Genomic DNA, 19,990 nt, shown 5'->3' on the forward strand with positions numbered 1-19,990 from the left:
CGAATTCAGGGGTATCGGGATTTGTGGCGGTATCCCGATAAGCCAAGAGCGCGATTCCCAGTGCGAATCCGCTCGTGAATTTTCCGTATGCCCACCCCGGGTCGTCTGCCTTCCACATAGTATACGGCCCCGCCCCCCAACCTGACCAATGTGGAGTGTGGCCTGAGCTTTGACTGGGGCCCACATATTTAATGAACGGTAACGCGACTCCAGCGTCAGCCTGCACAACCCAGGCGTCGACCCACCTGGGTTCTTCGGAGGTGAGGCCTGTGATCGGACCCGTCGGCCACTCGACCCGACCATTGTTAAGTGTCTGCGTAAGGTCCCAATTGGCTGCCATGACATATCTCCAATCGCTGGCGGGCGACTCGCCCGGATTCGTGAACAAGAGATCATATGCTCCTCAACTATGTCCCATTTCTTCGAAATCGGCTAGGTTATCTATTAGGTGTAGATAATGTTCCGTAGGCGCTCGCGCACGAACTTCTGGAACGGGTCCGACTGCTAACCGTTCATTGGGGATGCCTCGAACTTCCGCAGATGGCGCAATCGCGGCGTCCAGAATGGTCGCCAACAATCTCTGCTTTCAGGCAGTGGCAACGGTCACCTCAATGGCCGATATCAGGCGCAGAGCGGACAGGTTCCACGATCGGCCAGTGCGCAGTTAATCGACCACACCACTCAAGGTATCAGCACGACCTTGCCGGTCGAGCGGCGCTCCTCCAGCAGGCGGTGCGCTTCGTTGGCCTGGTCGAGCGGATAGCGGCCGCCTTGCGTCACGGCAAACTGGCCGCCGGCGGCCAGCTGGAAAAGGTCCGACAGGCTGGCCCTGAGGCCATCGGCAGAGAGCAGCGGAAGCAGGGCAAAACCTCGCAGGGACTGGTTCCGGGTGATCATCGCTTCCAGTTCCGCAGCGCCGATCGCGTATCTGCCCAGCGCCGCAAAGACCAGCTCTCCGCCTGGCGCGAGAGCCTGCAGCGACGCCGCCGTCATCGAGCCGCCGACAATGTCGTAGGCGACATCGACGCCGGCGCCGCCCGCCGCTTCTCGTACACGCATGGGCCAATCCGACGTGCTGTAGTCGACCGCGGCATCGGCACCAAGCGACAGGGCAAGATCGAGCTTGGCCCTGCTGCCGGCGACCGCAATCACGGCACTGGCGCCCTGGCGTTTGGCGAGCTGGACCAGCAGGGATCCGACACCGCCTGCAGCTGCAGTGACCAGCACCGACTTGCCGGCGGGCGGGCTTTGCCGCAGCAGATGAAAGGCCGTCAGCCCCTGCACCATCAAGGCCGTCGCGTCTTCGAATGAGAGTGTCTCCGGCAGTGGAACGGCCAGCTTTGCGTCGATCGTCACATAGTCGGCATAGCCACCAAACGGGCGCTTCGAAGCGAACAGCGGCGCCGCGACGCGTGTCCCGGTCAGCGAGATGTCGACCCCGTGACCAAGCGCCTCCACGGTGCCGGCAGCCTCGACGCCGAGAACCATCGGCAATTGCGGCGTCACCGCGTAGCGATCCCCGCGCATCAACACTTCGAAGAAATTCACGCCGGCCGCATGAACGCGGATCAGCACCTCGCCTGTTTGCGGCTCTGGCTTCGGCATCTCGACGACGTCCAGGACATCGGGACCGCCGAAACGGTTCAGTTGAATGGCTCTCATGGCATGCATCCATCGCTATGGCATCGGCTGCTGTTTGCCACTATCTGCCTGATCGCGACTACACACTCATTTGTCCCCTGCTGACCAGGAGGTGACCATGGCGATGCCGACCAAAACGGGGCCGACCAAAAGGGTGCCGACAAAAAGGCTGCTCAAGAGACTGCCTCTGCTGCCGGCGGAACGCGCGCTGAAGGTGATCTCGGGCCGATGGAAGGCTGTCATTCTCTACCATCTCTTCGACGGCCCCCGGCGGCTGTCGGCGCTGAAGACGCTGGTGCCTGATATCACCCAGAAAGTGCTGATCCAGCAGCTTCGCGAAATGGAGGAACACGGCCTTGTCAGACGCGAGATCTTTGCCGAAATCCCCTCACGCGTCGAATATTCGGCGACGCGCCTCGGCCTCAGCCTCGAGCCTATCCTTCTGGCGCTCTGTGAGTGGGGCCAGCACCATGCGGATGAGTTGAACGAGATGGACCGCCTCGCCGACTGTATCATCAGGCCTCGGCAGGCGCGGCAGCCAGCCATCGCCTGAATCAAAAGGGGCGACGCAAGCGCCGCCCCGGGAACCCTTGGGAGGATTGTTCTGGTCTGCGGTTCAGGCCGCCCTGACTTCCTCGGCCACCGCGTCGGCCTGGCGCGCGGCCTTCAGCACTTTGGCCCACCATGCAACGTCGTTGACCAGTGCAGTCGCCGCCTGGTTCAGGTGCTCGAGCTCCTCGAGCTTCTTTTCACCTTGCCGGACCGCAAGGAAATCGCCCCACGCAATATGGACTGCCGACTTGACCGGCGCCATCTGCAGCTCGACCGCATGTAGTCTCAGCTGCTCGACGGCGCGCGCGCCGCCGACGCTGCCATAGCCGACGAAGCCTGCCGACTTCTTGTTCCATTCATTGGCAGCGTAGTCGATCGCGTTCTTCAGCACGGCGGTCGGGCCATGGTTGTATTCGGCGGCGGTGAAGATGAAGCCATCGAATTCGGCGACCTTCTTCTGCCAGCGCTTGGCCACTTCATTCTGCGACGGCGCCCAGGCGGACGAAGCGACCTCGTCGAAGAACGGCAGCGGGAAGTCGCGCAGGTCGACCACCTCCACGTCGATGTCGGCATGCGACTTGGCGATCTTTGCGATCCACTGGGTCGGAACGTCGGCGAAGCGTGCGGCGCGGGTCGAACCGATGACAATGGCGATTTTGGGTTTGGACATAGAGGGGCTCTCCTTCAGGCGAATTTCTGGTATCGTTTAGATACCTGAGCTATATGAGTGACTGCGCCGACGAGGCGCAAGGAGGCACCTTTTTGATACCAAGGCACCCGCACCGCACCGAGGACTGCCGCGCCATCTCGGAAATCCTGCAGCGCGTCGGCGACAAATGGACCGTGCTCGTCGTCGGCAAGCTCGGTGACGGGCCGCTGCGCTTCAACGAATTGCGCAGCGCCGTCGGCGGCATTTCGCAAAAGATGCTGACCACCACGTTGCGCGGGCTGGAGCGCGACGGCTTCGTCACCCGCACCGTGTTTCCGACCATTCCGCCACGCGTCGACTATGAGCTGACCGACCTTGGCTACGAGCTGCTTGTGCCGGTCGGCGCACTCGGCGAATGGGCGCGCAAGAACACCGAGCGGGTCAAGGCCGCTCGCGCGAGGTTCGATGGGCTTCATACCTGAAACTCTTGCGCTGCAAGGGTTTGCGCACGCGCGTAGCGTAGACGAATTCTACGGCTGCATCTGCATTCCGGCCCGCACGGCTTCTGTCCCGTTTCGATTTCGGGCTCGGTTGACCACCTTGCCGTCGATGGCGCCCCTCGCCGCAATTGCTTACGCTCCTCGCGCCGGTGTCTTACGTCGCGTCGCAGGCAGATTTCGCAGCTCGGCACTTGCCGCTTGAGGGTGCGGTTTTCGGAGCCGCAACTGGCTGCGGCCTCGTCTCGTTTGACCTCGCTCAGGCGATCGCGGCCATCAGGCAGAACAAGGCGAAGCGCGCCTGCCAATGCGCCGTTCAGCAATCGTTGACGCATTGTCCATGCGCTGCCGGATATGGTCACGGCAATGTGCAAACGCGACGCATCGCCATTCGCATGCAGGAGGCTGGCAGCGGCGCGCCGATTAAGCTGACTGCGTCCAGCCGGTCAGCTTTCCGCCGGAACGGCCTTCGGCTTGCCTTCGCCGTCCAGCGCCACCATGACGAAGTCGGCGTGGGTGACCTTCTCCATCAGGTCGGAGAGGTAGCGCTGCGCCCATGCCTCGACCTTGAGCGTCATCGAGGTGCGGCCGACGCGCTCGACATGCGTATAGATGCACAGCGTGTCGCCAATCTTCATCGCCTTGGCGAACGACATTTCCTTCACCGCCGCCGTCACCACGCGGCCCTTGGCGCGCTCGGCGGCGCGGATCCCGCAGGCAAGATCCATCTGCGCCATCACCCAGCCGCCAAAAATGTCGCCCGCCGCATTGGCATCCGAAGGCATGGCCAAGGTCCTCAGCGTCAGATCGCCGATCGGCCGTCCGTCCGCGTAATGCACCATGCGCCAAAATCCCCTCGATATCGATCTTCTCCCGTATCGGGATGGCACCGATGCGTCAACGCGCACTGCCAAGTGCTAGACTGCGCACAGTGAGTTGGGAAAGGCAGCTGACATGGAACTAGCCTCTCGCCCTCTGACATCTGATCTATGGCCCACGCTCGAGGAGCTGTTCGGTGAGAGCGCCGTCTGCAGTCGCTGTTGGTGTATGTACGGGCGGATCGGCAGTTGTTATCGAAAGCGACCAGGCGAGGAAAACAAGGCTGCGTTCCGGCAAGCCGTCGAGCATGGTCCGCCTCCAGGCGTACTTGCTTTCGACGGCGATACTGCTGTCGGCTGGTGCCAGGTGACACCGCGCGATGCCGTGCCCTGGCTCGATCGGCTGTGGCAGCTCAAGCGGGTGGATGATGCGCCGGTCTGGTCCTTGTCCTGCCTCTACGTGCGAAAAGCATACCGCCGGCAAGGCATCACGTCCCACCTGATCGCAGCGGCGCTGGAATCCGCAAGGCGCGCAGATGCCCCTGCGCTTGAGGCCTACCCTTTTGATGCCGATGTATCGCCGAGCGCTTCCGGCAGCGGATACGCCTCCACCTTCGCTCGCGCCGGGTTCAGGGTCGTCGCCCGCAGGGTGACGGCCCGACCGATCATGCGTTATGATTCAGGCAAAATGCTGATCATGGCGTATGATGCTCCGACCGCTTGTCCTCGAGGCAAAGGCCGCTTCGGTCAGGGCACCGAATGCAAACGAAGTGCCGGTCGCTTTTTTCACAGGCGATGCCGGAAGCTCCGGTGATCGCGGCGGCTCGCGGCGTCTAGGTTGAGCAAAATTTCGGAGCCGGCCGCAGCCATCATGCAGACCTATGATTTCATCATCGTTGGCTCCGGCTCGGCCGGCTCGGTTGTGGCCGAAAGACTGTCGGCTTCCGGCCGCTTCTCGGTTCTGGTGCTCGAGGCCGGCGGCAGCGACCGGCGCTTCTACGTGCAGATGCCGCTCGGCTACGGCAAAACCTTCTTCGACCCGGCGGTCAACTGGAACTACAAGACCGAGCCGGACCCCGGCCTCGCCGGCAATGTCGACCATTGGCCGCGCGGCAGGCTGCTCGGCGGCTCGAGCTCGATCAACGCCATGGTCTGGATCAGGGGCGCGCGCGAGGATTTCGACGATTGGGCAGCGGCCGGCAATCCCGGCTGGGGCTTCGACGACCTGCTGCCCGTCTTCAAGGCGCTGGAGGACAATCAGGCCGGCGCCGATCAATGGCGCGGGGTTGGCGGCCCGCTGCGTATCAGCGACTGCTCGACCGCCGTCCATCCGCTGACCAAGCGCTATCTGGCGGCCGCCAATCAGGCCGGCCTGCCGTTCAACCCGGATTTCAACGGCGCCTCCCAGGAAGGCGCCGGCATTTATCAGATCACCACCAAAAATGGCCGCCGCATGTCGGCCGCCCGAGCTTTCCTGCGCCCGGCGATGAAGCGCAAAAACCTCCGCGTCGAGATCAACGCGCTGGCGACCAGGATCCTGTTCGAGGGCAAGCGGGCCGTTGGCATCGAGTATCTCCAAAATGGTGAGACGAAAACCGCCCGCGCCGGCCGCGAGATCGTCGTGTCCAGCGGCTCGATCAACTCGCCGCAATTGCTGCAGCTTTCCGGGATCGGTCCCTCGGCGCTGCTTGGCGCGCTTGGCATTGGCGTCGTCCACGCCAATGAGAATGTCGGGGCGAACCTGCAAGACCATGTCGGCATCAACTACACTTTCAAGGGCAAGCTGCCGACGCTGAACCAGATCCTGCGCCCGTGGTGGGGCAAGCTCATGGTCGGCATGCAATACGTGCTGATGCGCTCCGGCCCGCTGTCGCTGTCGATGAACAATGCCGGCGGCTTCTTCCGCACCGACCCGGCCGCGGCACGGCCCAACATGCAGCTTTACTTCCAGGCGTTCTCGACCGTCATTCCGAAGAGCGGAGAACGCCCGATCCTGACCCCAGATCCGTGGCCGGGCTTTTCCATCGGCCTGTCCAACTGCCGCCCGTCGAGCCGTGGCGAGATCATGATCCGCTCCAGCAATCCGCGCGACTATCCGAAGATCGTCGCCAACGCCTTCTCGACCGAGGCCGATGTCGCCGAAATGCTGGCGGCGGTGAAGTTCATCCGGAAGATCGCCGCCATGCCGGCAATGGCCGAGATCATCGAGGAAGAGGTGTTGCCGGGCCCGTCAATCACCTCCGACGCGGATCTCATCCAGGATTTCAGAAAGCGCTCGGGCACTGTCTACCACCCGGTCGCGACCTGCCGCATGGGACCGGACGCTACCGCCGCCGTCGTCGACCCGCGCCTGCGAGTTCACGGCCTCGAAAGCTTGCGGGTCATCGACGCCTCGATCTTTCCCGATAACATCACCGGCAACACCAACGCCGCCGCGATCATGACCGGATGGAAGGGCGCCGAACTGGTTCTGGAGGATCAAAAATGAAAATCACCGACGTCAAAACCTGGGTTGTCGGCAATCCGCCGCCCGGCATCGGCGGCAAGTATTTCATCTTCGTCAAGCTCACCACCGACGGCGGCGTCGTCGGCTATGGCGAGGCCTACAACGCCACCTTCTCCGCCCACGTCACCGCGAGGATGATCGAGGACATGGCCGAGCGCTATCTGATCGGCCGCGATCCGCACGACATCGAGAACTTCTTCCGCCGCGCCTATTCGTCCGGCTTCACCCAGCGCCCCGACGTGTCCGGCATGGGCTGTTTTTCGGCGCTCGAAATCGCCTGCTGGGACATCATCGGCAAGGAGGCCGACAAGCCGGTCTACAAGCTGCTCGGCGGCCAGGTTAACGAAACGCTTCGTTCCTATACATACCTCTATCCGCACAGCGGCAGCGTCCATTCGGAAGATGCCCGCGGCAAGAACGTCTACAACGACCCCGACCTGGCGGCGAAATGCGCGCTCGAATATGTCGAGCAGGGTTTTAATGCCGTCAAGCTCGATCCGGCCGGCCCCTACACCGCCTTTGACGGTCACCAGCCGCGCCTCGTCGACATCGATCTCTCCGCCCGCATGATCAAGGCGATCCGCGAGGCGGTCGGCTCAAGGGCCGACATCCTGTTCGGCACGCATGGCCAGTTCACCGCATCGGGCGCGCTGCGCATGGCCCGCGCCATCGAACCTTACGACCCGCTGTGGTTCGAGGAGCCGGTGCCGCCCGACATGCCCGAAGTGATGGCGCAGGTGGCGCGCGGCACGTCGATCCCGATCGCCACCGGCGAACGGCTGACGACCAAGTTCGAGTTTGCCCGCGTCATCGAGAACCGCGCCGCGACCATTCTGCAGCCCGACCTCGGCCGCTCCGGCGGCATTCTCGAAACCAAGAAGATCGCCGCCATGGCCGAGGCCTATCACATCCAGATCGCCCCGCACTGCTATTGCGGGCCGATCGTCGGTGCGGCCAACATCCAGCTTGCCGTGACCTTGCCCAACTTCCTCATCCTGGAATCGCTGAAGCAGTGGGACGGTTTTCACGAGAAGCTGCTGAAGAAGAAGATCGAGTGGCAGGACGGCAACGTCATTCCGTCGAAGGAGCCGGGCCTTGGCGTCGAGCTCGACGAAGCCGTCTGCGAAGCGCATCCCTGGACCGGCACAGACCTGCATCTGCAGATGATGCAGACGCCGTTGACGCCGTGAGCGCGCGCAAGAGATGCGACCGGGTTTCCCGGCTAGGCTCAAGCTCTGCCGTCAGGTAATTGTCGCGCGATTCCAGCATGTTGGCCTGATAGCCTAAATCCCGATCGAAGCGACCGGAACCAAGGTCTCAACAGCTTGATTCAATACCTCAGCGTCAGCGCGCCGGGCAGGATCTCGAAGGTCGCCGGTATGCGCCCCGGCGACTCGCCGTCTATGTCGACCAGCGCGCCGTTCTTTTTCACATCGCCGAGCGGTTCGACAACGACTTTCCTGCCGCGCAAAATGGTGATTGCCGGGTGGTTGCGATGCCGGCCGCCATAGAGCAGACGGATATCCCAGATCAGCTTCAGCTTGCCAGCCGCGCGCAGGACGACGATGTCGAACTGGCCGTCGTCCAGTTCGGCATCCGGCGCGATCATCATGCCGGCGCCGAAGAACTTTCCGTTGGCCACCGCCACCAGCGCGACGCGCGCCTCGACCGGGACGCCGTCGTCGACGGTGATCACGACGTCCTGGAACCGGTAGCGCATGAATTCCCACACGGTGCGCCAGTAGAACAGCGCCTTGGCCGACACATTGCCCTTGCGCTTGTCGGCGTTGACCGCGCGGTCGGTGGCGCCCGACAGGCCGAGGCTGGCGATGTTGATGAAATGGCGACTGGCCAGAGCGCCATGGTCGTCGACATAGGAGATGCGGCCGGCATCGACCCTGCGGGCCTTGGCCTCGGCGATGCGCTTCAGCGTCAGGTCGACCTGGTCCGAAAGACCGAGCCCGCGGGCGAAATGGATGCCGGCGCCGCAAGGCAGCAGGCCGAGCTCGGCCGTCCGGCCGCTTTCCGCAAACGCCTGCAGCAGCCCGTCGGCGACTTCGCTGGCGGTGCCGTCGCCGCCCGCCGCGATCACCAGGTCGAAGCCGCTGGCGGCAAGGACCAGCGCCAGCCGTTCGGCGTCGCCGGTCGCCTGCGTCTCGCGCAGCTCGAAATCGCCGAAATGTTTCCTGAGCGAAGCGCTGACCTCGGGCCAATGCCGCTTGAGCCAGCCGCCGCCGGCAATCGGATTGAGAACCACCCCGACCTTCAAGAATGCCTCCCCATAGGATAGCAACGACACTGCTGTCCTAAAATCCTTCGCCGGCATTGAAGCCCGCGCCGCAGTGTGGGGCAAGAGCCGAATGTTCGATCTGCTGCTCGCCGCAGATCAGGGCCGTGTCCCCGCCTCCTGCATCTCGGCAAAATAAACGCGCCGATGCAGGCGCTGATCCCCGATAATCCCGCTATCCACAGGCTCGCAGCCGTTTCGCCAAACGCTTATCTCCCGTACATTAAACCCATCTCAGGCGGCTACCGATTGCCAAGTCGAAAGGCGAAGCGAGACGGCAGATTTCCTGAGGCCCGTACGGCCCGAATGAAGGCAGGCTTGCCTGTTTTGAGGACCGAGACCTACGGGGCCGCGGAAAGCGTGCGAACGCCTACGGCGGACCGATGCTGCCATGAAGGACGGCAAAGACCTTCGATGGCGCGCTGGACGAAGCTTGCAAGGGTGGAGACTGGCGAGGTCCCGAACGGACGCTGCCCTCGGGCGGTGGCTGGCAGGACCGTCAACATCAAGGCCGGCATGGCGCGACGTCTTTACGGAAGTTGCTGCCGCGACCGTGTCCTGATCTGACAGGGAGGCGCTGGGAGAAATCCCGGCGCCGACTGTTTTTTGGGCTTCTCTCGCGATTTGATCGCCTGTCTCTCGCGGTTCGCTAGGAGGGAACTTCCTGGTGTTGATTCAGAAACTGGCAGCAGACCTCAAGTTCGGGCTAACCCGCCGCCGCGTCCTTTGCGCCGATCTTGCGCACCAGCGCCGCCATCGCCAGCATCGCCCCGACGTCGGCGATGATAGGCGCGACATGCTTGGCGTAGTCGAGCGGCACCGAGATATCAGGCAGCTCGAAAAAATTCCTCGTCTGCGGCAGGAGTAAAAAGCCGTCGCTGCCATTGAGCGCGACCCGCGCCGGATCATCAGGCCACGTCTCCTTGAGCCATGTCAGTGCCTGCGCCAGCCGGCCGCTCACCAGCGGCTGCGCCGCCTCGATGTTGTCGCTGCGGAAGTCGTAGGCGGCATCGAGCTCGGGCACCCCGCATGACAATTCCTGCATCTTGCTGGCGAACATGCCGCGGAAAAACCCGGCGGCCATGTCGGTCCGGCGGGCGGCCACCAATATGCCGGGGAACGGCACCATGGTCTCGAAGGCAACGACGATCCCCTTGAATGCTATCGTGCCGCCCGTGCCTTGCCGGAGATCGGCTTCGTAAAGCTCGAACGGAAATCCCTCGTAGCGGCCGGAGACAATGTCGTCGAAGCGCTTGGTGTTGAACGTGCCGATCGTCTCGCGCGGCAGCCGGTCGAACGAATTCGGTGTCACCTCATGCTCGTAGCGCAGGTCCCTGATGAAGCCGAAGATGATCGGCAGCAGTGTCTTGCGGTGCTGCAACCTGCTCGTAGGCTTGATCGCCTGGAAATAGAGCAGGATCGCCGCCACCAACCCGACGACATAGAGCAACACATGCGGCGTCGAGAACCATTGCTCGTAGGGATCGGCGATCCTGTTAAAAAGCCAGGCGACAAGCGCCACGAACACCAGGACCAGGCCGATGAACAGCGGCACCCGCCAGCGGACTTGCCGATAGGCCGAAGCCCTTTCGGCCTCATAGGCCGCGAGATTGCTCTTGATGCCGGCGATGTCAGCTTCATCAGGCATGAAATCCGCTGCTTCCATCGCCATCCCACGCCTCCTAACAAACTCATGATAGCCGATTTTATCGACATCTCGACTACAGCACTGAGAGGCAGCGCTTCTCAAGCAGATGTTTGCGCTGCCCCTCATCCGCCTGCCGGCACCTTCTCCCCGTGAACGGGGAGAAGCCCGCTGTCGCTGCGCTGGCGCTCGTTCGGCGAGGCTGTGATTCGCGAAGTCATCAAATGACGGCGTCTTTCTCCCCGTTTACGGGGAGAAATGTCCGGCAGGACAATGAGGGGCAGCGCCATACTTGTGCGATAAGCAACGTGCGACTAGCCGTCACTTACGCGCTACGGAAAAATCGCAGTCAACCGGCCTTCGACTTTGCTGCGCATTCGGTCCTCCAGCGCCTCAACCGGAAGCAGCCGCTCATGGTCGCCGGCGCGCAGCCGCATGAACGGATGCAGCCGGTAGGCGGCAATGGCGCCACGCTTGCCGGCGTCGGCGCTGATATCGACGGTCAGGATGCTACCAATGCGGCCGGGCCATGGCTGCCGCGCAAAGGCGGTGCCGAGGAAATCGCCGAGGCCATAGGCGACGAGCGCCTTGCCGATCCGCTCCACCGGCTGCACGACATGGGCATGATGGCCAGCGATCAGCCCGACGCCCTGCGCGGCCAAACGCCGGGCCAGCACGCGCGTTTCAGCCTGCGGAAAATGCCGGAACTCCCAATCCCAATGTGGCACGGCGCAGGTAAGGTCGACGGCGTCGCGGCGCGGCCATCGTGCCGGCTCGCCTTGCATCGACACTCGGCCGGCGAACGCCGCCGCGCCGGCGTTGCGCCACAGCGTGAAGGCGGCGAAGCCTATTGTCAGCGGCCCGACTGCGACGCGTTCGACCGGACCGGCGGCCGCGGTACCGATGCTGCGGATGCCAAGCCGTTCCAGCGCTGCCACGGTCTCGTCAAAACCCTCGACGCCCTGGTCGAGCGCATGGTTGTTGGCGAGCGACAACACCAGCCTATCGCGCGAGATGCCCACGGCGGCCAGCGCCTCGGCAAGAAACCGCTCGGTCATGGCATGACGGGTGCCAAGCTTCGTGCCCATCGCCGCGCTCGGTCGCTCCACCACAGGGCTTTCGCAATTGCCGATCACCAGATCGGCGGAGCCGAGCAGCGTGGCGATCGCCGGGTCGCATTGCGGCGCGCTGCGATTGGCCACCGCCGAGATATCGCCGACAAAGGCGAGCCGCACCGTCCGCGCCGGTGGCGGCTCGATCATGTTTCCTGCCGCTGGCGCAAAGCCTTGGCGATCGCCGCTGAGCGAAGGCTTCAAGAAGCGTGGCAGCCAGGACAGTTTGTAGGAAAGCGGATAGTTCGACACGCGCAGCCCTGCACCGGGATGAACGGCCACGGTAGACGATGCGCCCGATATAGCGAAGCGCCTCCGTTCGCAATCGTGCGGCCAGATGCCCAGCAGTAGGCGCAACACACAAGATGCGTATATTGTTGCCGCCGAACAGCATACAGGAAGACCAAGATGACGCGATTTTCGAGCCTGCTGGCATCCGCCCTTCTTCTGCTGCTGCCGGTTGATTCCGCCGGTGCCGCGGCCCCCGAACCGGCCGCCCTGTTCGAGGCAAAAACCGTAGCCGACCGCGACAGCACGCTTGCTGCGCTGGAAGCCGCTGCGCCCACTGATCCTGGGTCGGCCTACGCCACCGGCGCCGGCCAGTTCTTCACCGCGCTGGAGATCCTGGCCGGCGGCCTGCACCGCCACGGTTTCGAAAGCCCGCAATCGTTCATGCTGCCGCTGATGCGGCTGCCGGTGCCGGACAATCCCAATCCCGCGCCACTGACCTACGACGGCTTCCGCGCCATCCTGGTCGCCTTCCGCGATCGGCTGGAAAAGTCCGCAGCCACGCTTGGATCCGTGCCTGCCGATGCCGACATCGGCATCGAGGTCGACCTCACCCGTCTCGGCATCGACCTCAACGAGGACGGCCAGATCGCGCCGGACGAAAGTGCCGCCGCGATCATGGCGTCCCTGTCACGCGGCGGCGGTGCGCCAGACCCGGCCGCACCCGCCCTCACCTTCCGCTTCGACCGCGCCGATGGCTACTGGCTGCAGGGCTATGCCGAATTCCTGATGGCGCAGGCGGATTTCTGGCTGGCGCATGACTTCAGCAACGCCTTCGACGGCTCGTTCCACATGCTGTTTCCGCGCGCAAAACTGCCGCTGCAGGACACGCTCGTGCCGCCGGACGGCGGCATGAGCGGCGGCATGTTGTCGGCCGAGTGGCGCATCGCCGACTTCATCTCGCTGGTTCATCTGGTCAATTGGCCGGTGGTCGAGCCGGAGCGCCGCCACGCGGCGCGCCGCCATCTCATGGAAATGATCCGGCTGTCCCGCGAAGACTGGAAGGCGATCCGCGCCGAGACCGACAACGACCGTGAATGGCTGCCCGGCCCGCAACAGAAAGGCGCCAGCCCGCTCACCGGCCTGGAGGTCGGCGAGGAGCAGGTCCAGGCCTGGCACGCCGCGCTTGATATGGCCGAGGACCTGCTCGAAGGCCGCACCTTGCTGCCGCATTTCCGCTTCGCCGACAAAGGCATCAACATGAAGCGCTTCTTCGACGAGCCAAAGCCCTTCGACCTGATGCTGTCGATCACCGGCCCGGCCATCGCGCCCTATCTCGACAGCGGAAAGATTCTCACCAGCGAAGAGTTCGACCAGATCCGGCGCCAGTTCGACGGCGCCGGGTTTTTGACCTTTGCGCTGTGGTTCAACTGAGGGCGCGTTCGACATCGCTCCTGACACCCTTGTGTCAGCAGCCTGGTTTCCTCTCGCGCCCCTGGCCACTCCGCTCTTTCCATTTTGGCCGATACCTCCCATATTCGGGGCATGGCCAAACTTCCTGACAAAAAGACGCCGCCGCCGGCGCGTGACGATCGTGCTTCGCCGCCCAAGCGGCGCAGCCCGTTGACCGATTTCCTCGATGCGTCGGAGCCATTGCACAAGGGCGGCTTTGCCGAGGCGCCGCAGACCGAATTCTCAGGCACGCCGCTGACCGGCTCGATCGCCGATTGGGCCGAGCAGATCGAGCAGGAAGCCGAAAAGGAAGGGCGCCAAGTCTCCCCCCTCGAGGGGGAGATGTCGCCGAAGGCGACAGAGGGGGTCGGCAAAGGAGGCGCTCAACATGAGGGCACGTCGAGCCCGGCCGCACCGACCCCACCCGGCGGGTCCGCCGCCACCCTCCCCTCAAGGGGAAGGGAAGTCGCCAAGGCGAAAAAGATCCCTGAACGCTCCTCTTCCCCTGGCCGCACGGCGCGCGGCACCTCCATGGGCGGCGCGGCTTCGGCGCGGGAGCGAACCGCGGCCGGCCTCAATCCGGTTGCCGGCCTCGATGTTTCGCTGGAGGAAGCCGAGACCATGGCCTCCGGCGGCGTCACCGCCACCGTGGCGGCGCTGTCGGCGCTGATCGAGTCCGGCAACCCGCTGCACAAGGACGGCGTGCTGTGGACGCCGCATCGCCCAGCCCGGCCCGAAAAATCCGAAGGCGGCATTGCCATCAAGATGGTGTCGGATTTCGAGCCGGCCGGCGACCAGCCGACGGCGATCAAGGACCTTGTCGAGGGCGTCAACGACAACGACCGCACCCAGGTGCTGCTCGGCGTCACCGGCTCGGGAAAAACCTTTACCATGGCCAAGGTGATCGAGGAGACGCAGCGCCCTGCCTTGATCCTCGCCCCCAACAAGACGCTGGCCGCGCAGCTTTATTCCGAGTTCAAGAAATTCTTCCCGGAGAATGCCGTCGAGTATTTCGTCTCCTATTACGACTACTACCAGCCGGAAGCCTATGTGCCCCGGACGGATACCTTCATCGAAAAGGAATCCTCGATCAACGAACAGATCGATCGCATGCGCCATTCGGCGACGCGCTCGCTGCTGGAGCGCGACGACGTCATCATCGTCGCCTCGGTGTCCTGCATCTACGGTATCGGCTCGGTCGAGACCTACACGGCGATGACCTTCCAGATGCAGATCGGCGACCGGCTCGACCAGCGCGTGCTGCTCGCCGATCTCGTCGCCCAGCAATACAAGCGGCAGGACATCAACTTTGTCCGCGGCTCGTTCCGCGTGCGCGGCGACACGATCGAGATTTTTCCGGCCCACCTTGAGGACCGCGCCTGGCGTATTTCGCTGTTCGGCGACGAGATCGAGGCGATCACCGAATTCGACCCGCTGACCGGCCAGAAGACCGGCGAATTGAAGAGCGTCAAGATCTACGCCAATTCGCACTATGTGACGCCGCGCCCGACCTTGAATCAGGCTATCAAGTCGATCAAGGAAGAGCTCAAGCAGCGGCTGGTCGAACTCGAGCGCGCCGGACGCCTGCTCGAGGCGCAGCGGCTGGAGCAGCGCAGCCGCTTCGACCTCGAGATGCTGGAAGCCACCGGCTCCTGCGCCGGCATCGAGAACTATTCGCGCTATCTCACCGGCCGCCAGCCGGGCGATCCGCCACCGACCCTGTTTGAGTACATCCCCGACAATGCGCTGGTCTTCATCGACGAAAGCCACGTCACCATCCCGCAGATCGGCGGCATGTATCGCGGCGACTTTCGCCGCAAGGCGACGCTGGCCGAGTACGGTTTCCGTCTGCCGTCCTGCATGGACAACCGGCCGTTGCGTTTCGAGGAATGGGACGCGATGCGCCCGCTTTCGGTCGCGGTTTCGGCGACGCCCGGCGCCTGGGAGATGGAGCAGTCCGGCGGCGTCTTTGCCGAGCAGGTCATCCGCCCGACCGGCCTGATCGATCCGCCGGTCGAGGTGCGCCCGGCCAAGACCCAGGTCGACGACGTCGTCGGCGAAATCCGCGAAACGACAAAAGCCGGCTACCGCACGCTGGTCACCGTGCTGACCAAGCGCATGGCCGAGGACCTGACCGAATATCTGCACGAGCAGGGCATTCGCGTCCGCTACATGCACTCCGACATCGACACGCTGGAGCGCATCGAGATCCTGCGCGATCTGCGCCTCGGCGCCTTCGACGTGCTGGTCGGCATCAACCTTTTGCGCGAAGGCCTCGACATTCCCGAATGCGGCTTCGTCGCCATCCTCGATGCCGACAAGGAGGGTTTTTTGCGCTCCGAAACCTCGCTGATCCAGACCATCGGCCGCGCCGCCCGAAACGTCGACGGCAAGGTCATCCTCTACGCCGACCAGATCACCGGCTCGATGGAGCGGGCGATGGCCGAGACCAACCGCCGCCGCGAAAAGCAGATGGAGTGGAACGCGGCCAACGGCATCACCCCGGAATCGGTCAAGTCGCGCATCTCCGACATCCTGGACTCGGTCTACGAGAAGGACCACGTCCGCGCCGACATCTCGCAGTTCACCGACAGCGCCGGCGCGATGATGGGCAACAATCTGAAAGCCCATCTCGACGCGATGGACAAGCAGATGCGCGACGCAGCCGCCAATCTCGATTTCGAGAAGGCAGCCCGCATCCGCGACGAGATCAAGCGGCTGCGCGAGATGGAACTGTCCATCTCCGACGATCCACTGGCCAAATATGCCGACATGGAAAGCCCGGTTTCGGGCCGCGAAAAGGGCAAGCACAACAAGGGCCGCGCCATCCACCGCACGGTGGATGACGACGGCAAGGGGCTGTTCCACAAGCCCGCGCTCGACGAGATGGGCGCCGACGGGGCCGTGCCGGTCAAGAAGCCGCTATTCGCCAAGCCTTCGCTCGATGCGATGGGTCCGGGCACCGACATGCCGACACCCGCCGGGGCGGTGTCACGCTCGCTGTTCAAGAAACAGTCGGCCGAGGAGGCGCACGGCTCCGATTTCGGCATCCCCGGCGAGCCGACCAAGCCGCTGTTCAAGAAGAACTCGCTCGATGAAATGACGGTGCGACGGACTGAAAAGCCTGTTGAGGGCAAAGTGCCGGCCAAGCCACAGCCGATCTCCCGCCAAACGGGCGCGGAGGAACGCGACGATTCGGCCAAACCAGTTATCCGCCAGCGCGCCGGCATCGGCTCCTACGAAGATCCAGCCGATGCCCGCCGTGAAAAGCGCCGGCCGGGTAAGACGGGCAGGCCGGGACGGTAGCGAACTTCCCTTCTCCCCTTGTGGGAGAAGGTGGCCGAGCGAAGCTCGGTCGGATGAGGGGTGTTCCAGCTTGGCAAAAGCGGTGCTCCGTCCAGCACCCCTCAACCGTCTCGGCGCTGCGCGCCGATCCACCTTCTCCCACAAGGGGAGAAGGGATGCGCCCGCCCTTGCCATCGGCCCCTCCCTTGGTGTAGCCAGTTCTACAACTCGAACGTCTTGAAAGGAGGGCTGCGTGCATATCGACCACCACCGTCAGCGCGGCCCTGCCCCTGCCCTGCGAGCTTGCTTGCAGGGCTGACCAGAGACGGTCCGGGTTCTCCCGCTTCGATTTTCTTGGTCTGCCCTTCGTGGTGCTGCAACGCCGAGCCTGCTGGCCTGCCTGCGCACCGTCGAAGTGCATCGAACCGGAATTCATTCCGGGCAGACCAGAGAAACCAACATGGCCCTGATCAGCCTCAAGTCCCTCGGCGTCACCATGAGTGCGCCGCTCTTCTCCAACCTCGATCTCAGCATCGGCACCGGCGACCGGCTCGGCATCGTCGCCGCCAATGGCCGCGGCAAGTCCACCTTGCTGAAGTGCCTGACCGGCGAGATGGAGCCGACGTCCGGCGACATCACCCGCACGCGCGGCCTGCGCGTCGGCTATGTCGAGCAAGCCATTCCCGCAGCATTGGCCGAGCACGGCTTTCAGCAGGTGGTGGCCGACGCCTTGCCGGCCGAGCAGGCCGAAAGCGAGCAATGGCGCGTCGATGTCGTTCTCGATTCACTCGACGTGCCGCAGCCGATGCGCGAGCGGCCGATGCGGGCCTTGAGCGGCGGCTGGCAAAGACTGGCGCTGATCGCCCGCGTCTGGGTCACCGATCCCGATGTCCTGCTTCTCGACGAGCCGACCAACCATCTCGACCTCGCCAAGATCAGCCAGCTGGAAACCTGGCTGAACGCACTGCCGCGCGAGGTGCCGGTGGTGATCGCCAGCCACGACCGGGCGTTCCTCGACGCGACGACCAACCGGACGCTGTTCCTGCGCCCCGAACAGTCGCCGGTATTCTCGCTGCCCTATTCCAGGGCACGCGATGCGTTGAGCGAAGTCGACGCCTCGACCGAGCGCAAGTTCCAGCGCGACATGAAGGTGGCGCAGCAATTGCGCCGGCAGGCGGCCAAGCTCAACAACATCGGCATCAATTCGGGCAGCGACCTGCTGACGGTCAAGACCAAGCAGCTCAACCAGCGCGCCCAGCGCCTCGAAGAGGTCGCAGCACCGGCGCACCGCGAAAAATCGGCGGGCGCGATAAAGCTCGCCAATCGCGGCACCCATGCCAAGGTGCTGATCACGCTCGACGACGTGGCGGTCGCAACGCCTGACGGCACGCTGCTGTTCAGGACCGGCAAGCGCCACATCTGCCAAGGCGACCGCATCGTGCTGCTCGGCCGCAACGGCGTCGGCAAGTCGCGGCTGATCAGCCTGATCAGAAATGCCGTCGTCGAGCCAGAGACGGCAACACAAGGCGTGAAGGTGACGCCGTCGACCGTGCTCGGCTACAGCGACCAGGCATTGTCGGGCCTCAACGGCGAAGACACGCCGCTGGCGATGCTCTCGCGCAGATTCGATGTCGGCGAGCAGCGCGCCCGCTCGCTGCTCGCGGGTGCGGGCGTCGGCATCGACATGCAGGAGCGCAGGATAGGCGTGCTGTCGGGCGGGCAGAAGGCGCGGCTGATGATGCTGGCGCTTAGGCTCGCCAATCCCAATTTCTACCTGCTCGACGAGCCGACCAACCATCTCGACATCGACGGCCAGGAGGCGCTGGAGGCGGAATTGCTCGCCCATCAGGCGAGCTGCGTGCTGGCATCGCACGACCGCTGCTTCATCAGGGCGATCGGCAACCGTTTCTGGCTGATCGAGAAGCGGCGGCTGGCCGAGATCGACAGCCCGGAAGACTTCTTCCGATCGGTGGCAGAAGCGGGCGGTTGAAGCTTTGCGGCAAAAAAATCCGACGCTCTGTCGGATCATGGCCGCGCGCGACGTCCTTGGGATGCCGACACGGTGATGCCGGCGCCAATCGAGGAGAGAGCATCATGTCCATTCTGTCGTCCGTCGGTCGCATCGCGACCCGTTACTCGGCGGCTCGCGCCCGTTACCGCAGCGAGCGCGCCCTGCTTTCATTGCCGATCGAACTGCGCAAGGACATCGGCTGGCCGGAGATCGTCGTCGACGCGCAAAACAGCCGTCGGATTGCAATCTCCCTGTCCGAGGCAAGATGATAAGAGACCAACCGGCCGCAGCGGCGCCGTCATCAGCCTTGCGCGTCGCCCAGGGTCACTCCAACCGCCGGCGGCCCGGCGCATCTGGTTCCGGCATTAAAGAAATGCATCTGACGTGTAGGATCGCCGCCGCTTCATTCGTCCTGTGGTCAGCAAGGTCAAACCAAACGCAGAGAGGAGCAAAAAGATGAACGACCAGCCCCAAACCCAGCCTAAAGCGAAAGTCCTCGGCGGATTGACGCCCTACCTTCAACTGGACGGCGCCTTCAAGGCTTCGGAATTCTATCAGAAGGCGTTCGGCGCCGAGCAGGTGTTCTTCTACCCGCCGGACGAGCAGGGCCGGACGATGCACATCCATCTCCACATCAACGGTTCGACCTTGATGATTTCCGACTTCTATCCCGAGCACGGAATGGCCCCGGTGAAGCCGCAGGGCTTCACCATGCAGCTGCATCTCGGCAGCGACGACATCGACGCCTGGTGGCAGCGCGCCATCGATGCCGGTTGCAAGGTCGGCACGCCGCTGCAGGTGATGTTCTGGGGCGATCGCTGGGGTCAGTTGACTGATCCCTTCGGCGTGGAGTGGGCGATGAACGCGCCAGTAAAGGCGGCGTAGCGCCACCGTTTCTTCCTTCTCCCCTTGTGGGAGAAGGAAAATCCAACAAGGAGAACCCACAATGTCCTATGTTGATGGTTTCGTTCTCGCCGTACCCAAGGCGAATCTCGATGCCTACAAGAAAATGGCGCAGCTGGGCGGCACCGTCTGGATGGAGCATGGCGCGCTCGCCTATGTCGAGTGCATTGGCGACGACGTGCCCTATGGCGAAATGACCTCGTTCCCGCGCGCCGTGCAGGCCAAGGACGACGAGATCGTCGTCTTCTCGTGGGTCGTCTATGAATCGCGGCAGAGCCGCGATGCGGTGATGGCCAAGGTCATGGCCGATGAGCGGCTGAAGTCCGACTGGTCGGCGATGCCGTTCGACGGCAAGCGCATGATCTTCGGCGGCTTTCAGCCCTTCATTGAGTTGTAGGCCCGCA

The 19,990-nt window shown here is 63.8% G+C and carries 17 protein-coding genes; 11 read left to right on the forward strand and 6 right to left on the reverse strand.

All coding sequences use genetic code 11. The features are described 5' to 3' along the window. Positions 1-681 precede the first annotated feature (681 nt). Positions 682-1,662, reverse strand: coding sequence for a quinone oxidoreductase family protein (locus tag AC0L2M_RS12890; protein ID WP_473535058.1), 981 nt, complete (start codon positions 1,660-1,662; stop codon positions 682-684). A gap of 97 nt (positions 1,663-1,759) precedes the next feature. On the opposite strand from AC0L2M_RS12890, the gene AC0L2M_RS12895 reads away from it, so the two are divergent. Continuing rightward, positions 1,760-2,194, forward strand: a complete 435-nt coding sequence (locus AC0L2M_RS12895) for a winged helix-turn-helix transcriptional regulator (RefSeq protein WP_473535059.1) — start codon at positions 1,760-1,762, stop codon at positions 2,192-2,194. A 63-nt stretch (positions 2,195-2,257) separates the two neighbouring features. Here AC0L2M_RS12895 and AC0L2M_RS12900 read toward each other — a convergent pair whose 3' ends face one another. After that, positions 2,258-2,863 carry an NADPH-dependent FMN reductase gene (locus AC0L2M_RS12900; RefSeq protein WP_473535060.1) on the reverse strand — a complete coding sequence of 202 codons (606 nt, stop codon included), beginning with the start codon at positions 2,861-2,863 and terminating at the stop codon, positions 2,258-2,260. 92 nt (positions 2,864-2,955) lie between these two features. Here AC0L2M_RS12900 and AC0L2M_RS12905 point away from each other — a divergent pair, with 92 nt between their 5' ends. Then, the gene (locus AC0L2M_RS12905) at positions 2,956-3,324 is read left to right on the forward strand and encodes a winged helix-turn-helix transcriptional regulator (RefSeq protein ID WP_473535061.1); all 369 of its coding nucleotides are present in this window, start codon (positions 2,956-2,958) and stop codon (positions 3,322-3,324) included. A gap of 461 nt (positions 3,325-3,785) precedes the next feature. Here the strand turns inward: AC0L2M_RS12905 and AC0L2M_RS12910 are convergent, their stop codons facing one another. Continuing rightward, positions 3,786-4,181: an acyl-CoA thioesterase gene (locus AC0L2M_RS12910; protein WP_027151084.1), complete on the reverse strand. Its 396-nt coding sequence runs from the start codon at positions 4,179-4,181 to the stop codon at positions 3,786-3,788. 205 nt (positions 4,182-4,386) lie between these two features. Between AC0L2M_RS12910 and AC0L2M_RS12915 the strand changes: the two genes are divergently transcribed. The 3 genes from AC0L2M_RS12915 to AC0L2M_RS12925 are packed head-to-tail and all read left to right on the forward strand — an operon-like array spanning position 4,387 to position 7,853. Continuing rightward, positions 4,387-4,971 (forward strand): GNAT family N-acetyltransferase, encoded by a 585-nt coding sequence (locus AC0L2M_RS12915; protein ID WP_473535136.1) that lies wholly within the window; start codon positions 4,387-4,389, stop codon positions 4,969-4,971. 57 nt (positions 4,972-5,028) lie between these two features. Further along, entirely contained in the window at positions 5,029-6,645 is a 1,617-nt protein-coding gene (locus tag AC0L2M_RS12920) for a GMC family oxidoreductase (RefSeq protein WP_473535137.1), read from the forward strand. Next, on the forward strand, positions 6,642-7,853 hold the full coding sequence (locus AC0L2M_RS12925) for a mandelate racemase/muconate lactonizing enzyme family protein (protein ID WP_473535062.1): 1,212 nt from the start codon (positions 6,642-6,644) through the stop codon (positions 7,851-7,853). The genes AC0L2M_RS12920 and AC0L2M_RS12925 overlap by 4 nt, the downstream gene beginning before the upstream one ends. Before the next feature lie 140 nt (positions 7,854-7,993). Here AC0L2M_RS12925 and AC0L2M_RS12930 read toward each other — a convergent pair whose 3' ends face one another. The 3 genes from AC0L2M_RS12930 to AC0L2M_RS12940 form a co-directional block, all read right to left on the reverse strand. Further along, positions 7,994-8,932, reverse strand: a complete 939-nt coding sequence (locus AC0L2M_RS12930; protein ID WP_473535063.1) for a diacylglycerol/lipid kinase family protein — start codon at positions 8,930-8,932, stop codon at positions 7,994-7,996. Positions 8,933-9,656: 724 nt separating this feature from the next. Beyond that, entirely contained in the window at positions 9,657-10,616 is a 960-nt protein-coding gene (locus AC0L2M_RS12935; protein ID WP_473535138.1) for a hypothetical protein, read from the reverse strand. 311 nt (positions 10,617-10,927) lie between these two features. Next, complete coding sequence (locus AC0L2M_RS12940; protein ID WP_031255239.1) at positions 10,928-11,959, reverse strand: CapA family protein; 1,032 nt, start codon at positions 11,957-11,959, stop codon at positions 10,928-10,930. A gap of 156 nt (positions 11,960-12,115) precedes the next feature. Here AC0L2M_RS12940 and AC0L2M_RS12945 point away from each other — a divergent pair, with 156 nt between their 5' ends. From AC0L2M_RS12945 to AC0L2M_RS12970, 6 genes are all read left to right on the forward strand, one after another. Next, the gene (locus AC0L2M_RS12945) at positions 12,116-13,369 is read left to right on the forward strand and encodes a hypothetical protein (protein WP_473535064.1); all 1,254 of its coding nucleotides are present in this window, start codon (positions 12,116-12,118) and stop codon (positions 13,367-13,369) included. A gap of 111 nt (positions 13,370-13,480) precedes the next feature. Next, the gene (gene uvrB, locus AC0L2M_RS12950; RefSeq protein WP_473535065.1) at positions 13,481-16,693 is read left to right on the forward strand and encodes an excinuclease ABC subunit UvrB; all 3,213 of its coding nucleotides are present in this window, start codon (positions 13,481-13,483) and stop codon (positions 16,691-16,693) included. Positions 16,694-17,132: 439 nt separating this feature from the next. Continuing rightward, a complete protein-coding gene (locus AC0L2M_RS12955; RefSeq protein ID WP_128169623.1) occupies positions 17,133-18,662 on the forward strand; it encodes an ABC-F family ATP-binding cassette domain-containing protein in 1,530 nt (509 codons plus the stop codon). Between the two features lie 104 nt (positions 18,663-18,766). Further along, positions 18,767-18,952 carry a hypothetical protein gene (locus AC0L2M_RS12960; protein WP_023799860.1) on the forward strand — a complete coding sequence of 62 codons (186 nt, stop codon included), beginning with the start codon at positions 18,767-18,769 and terminating at the stop codon, positions 18,950-18,952. A 187-nt stretch (positions 18,953-19,139) separates the two neighbouring features. Further along, the gene (locus AC0L2M_RS12965) at positions 19,140-19,568 is read left to right on the forward strand and encodes a VOC family protein (RefSeq protein WP_091598521.1); all 429 of its coding nucleotides are present in this window, start codon (positions 19,140-19,142) and stop codon (positions 19,566-19,568) included. 61 nt (positions 19,569-19,629) lie between these two features. Then, a complete protein-coding gene (locus AC0L2M_RS12970) occupies positions 19,630-19,983 on the forward strand; it encodes a DUF1428 domain-containing protein (protein WP_023799862.1) in 354 nt (117 codons plus the stop codon). The last annotated feature ends 7 nt before the right edge of the window (positions 19,984-19,990 follow it).

The sequence above is a fragment of the Mesorhizobium sp. WSM4806 genome, from assembly GCF_055811635.1.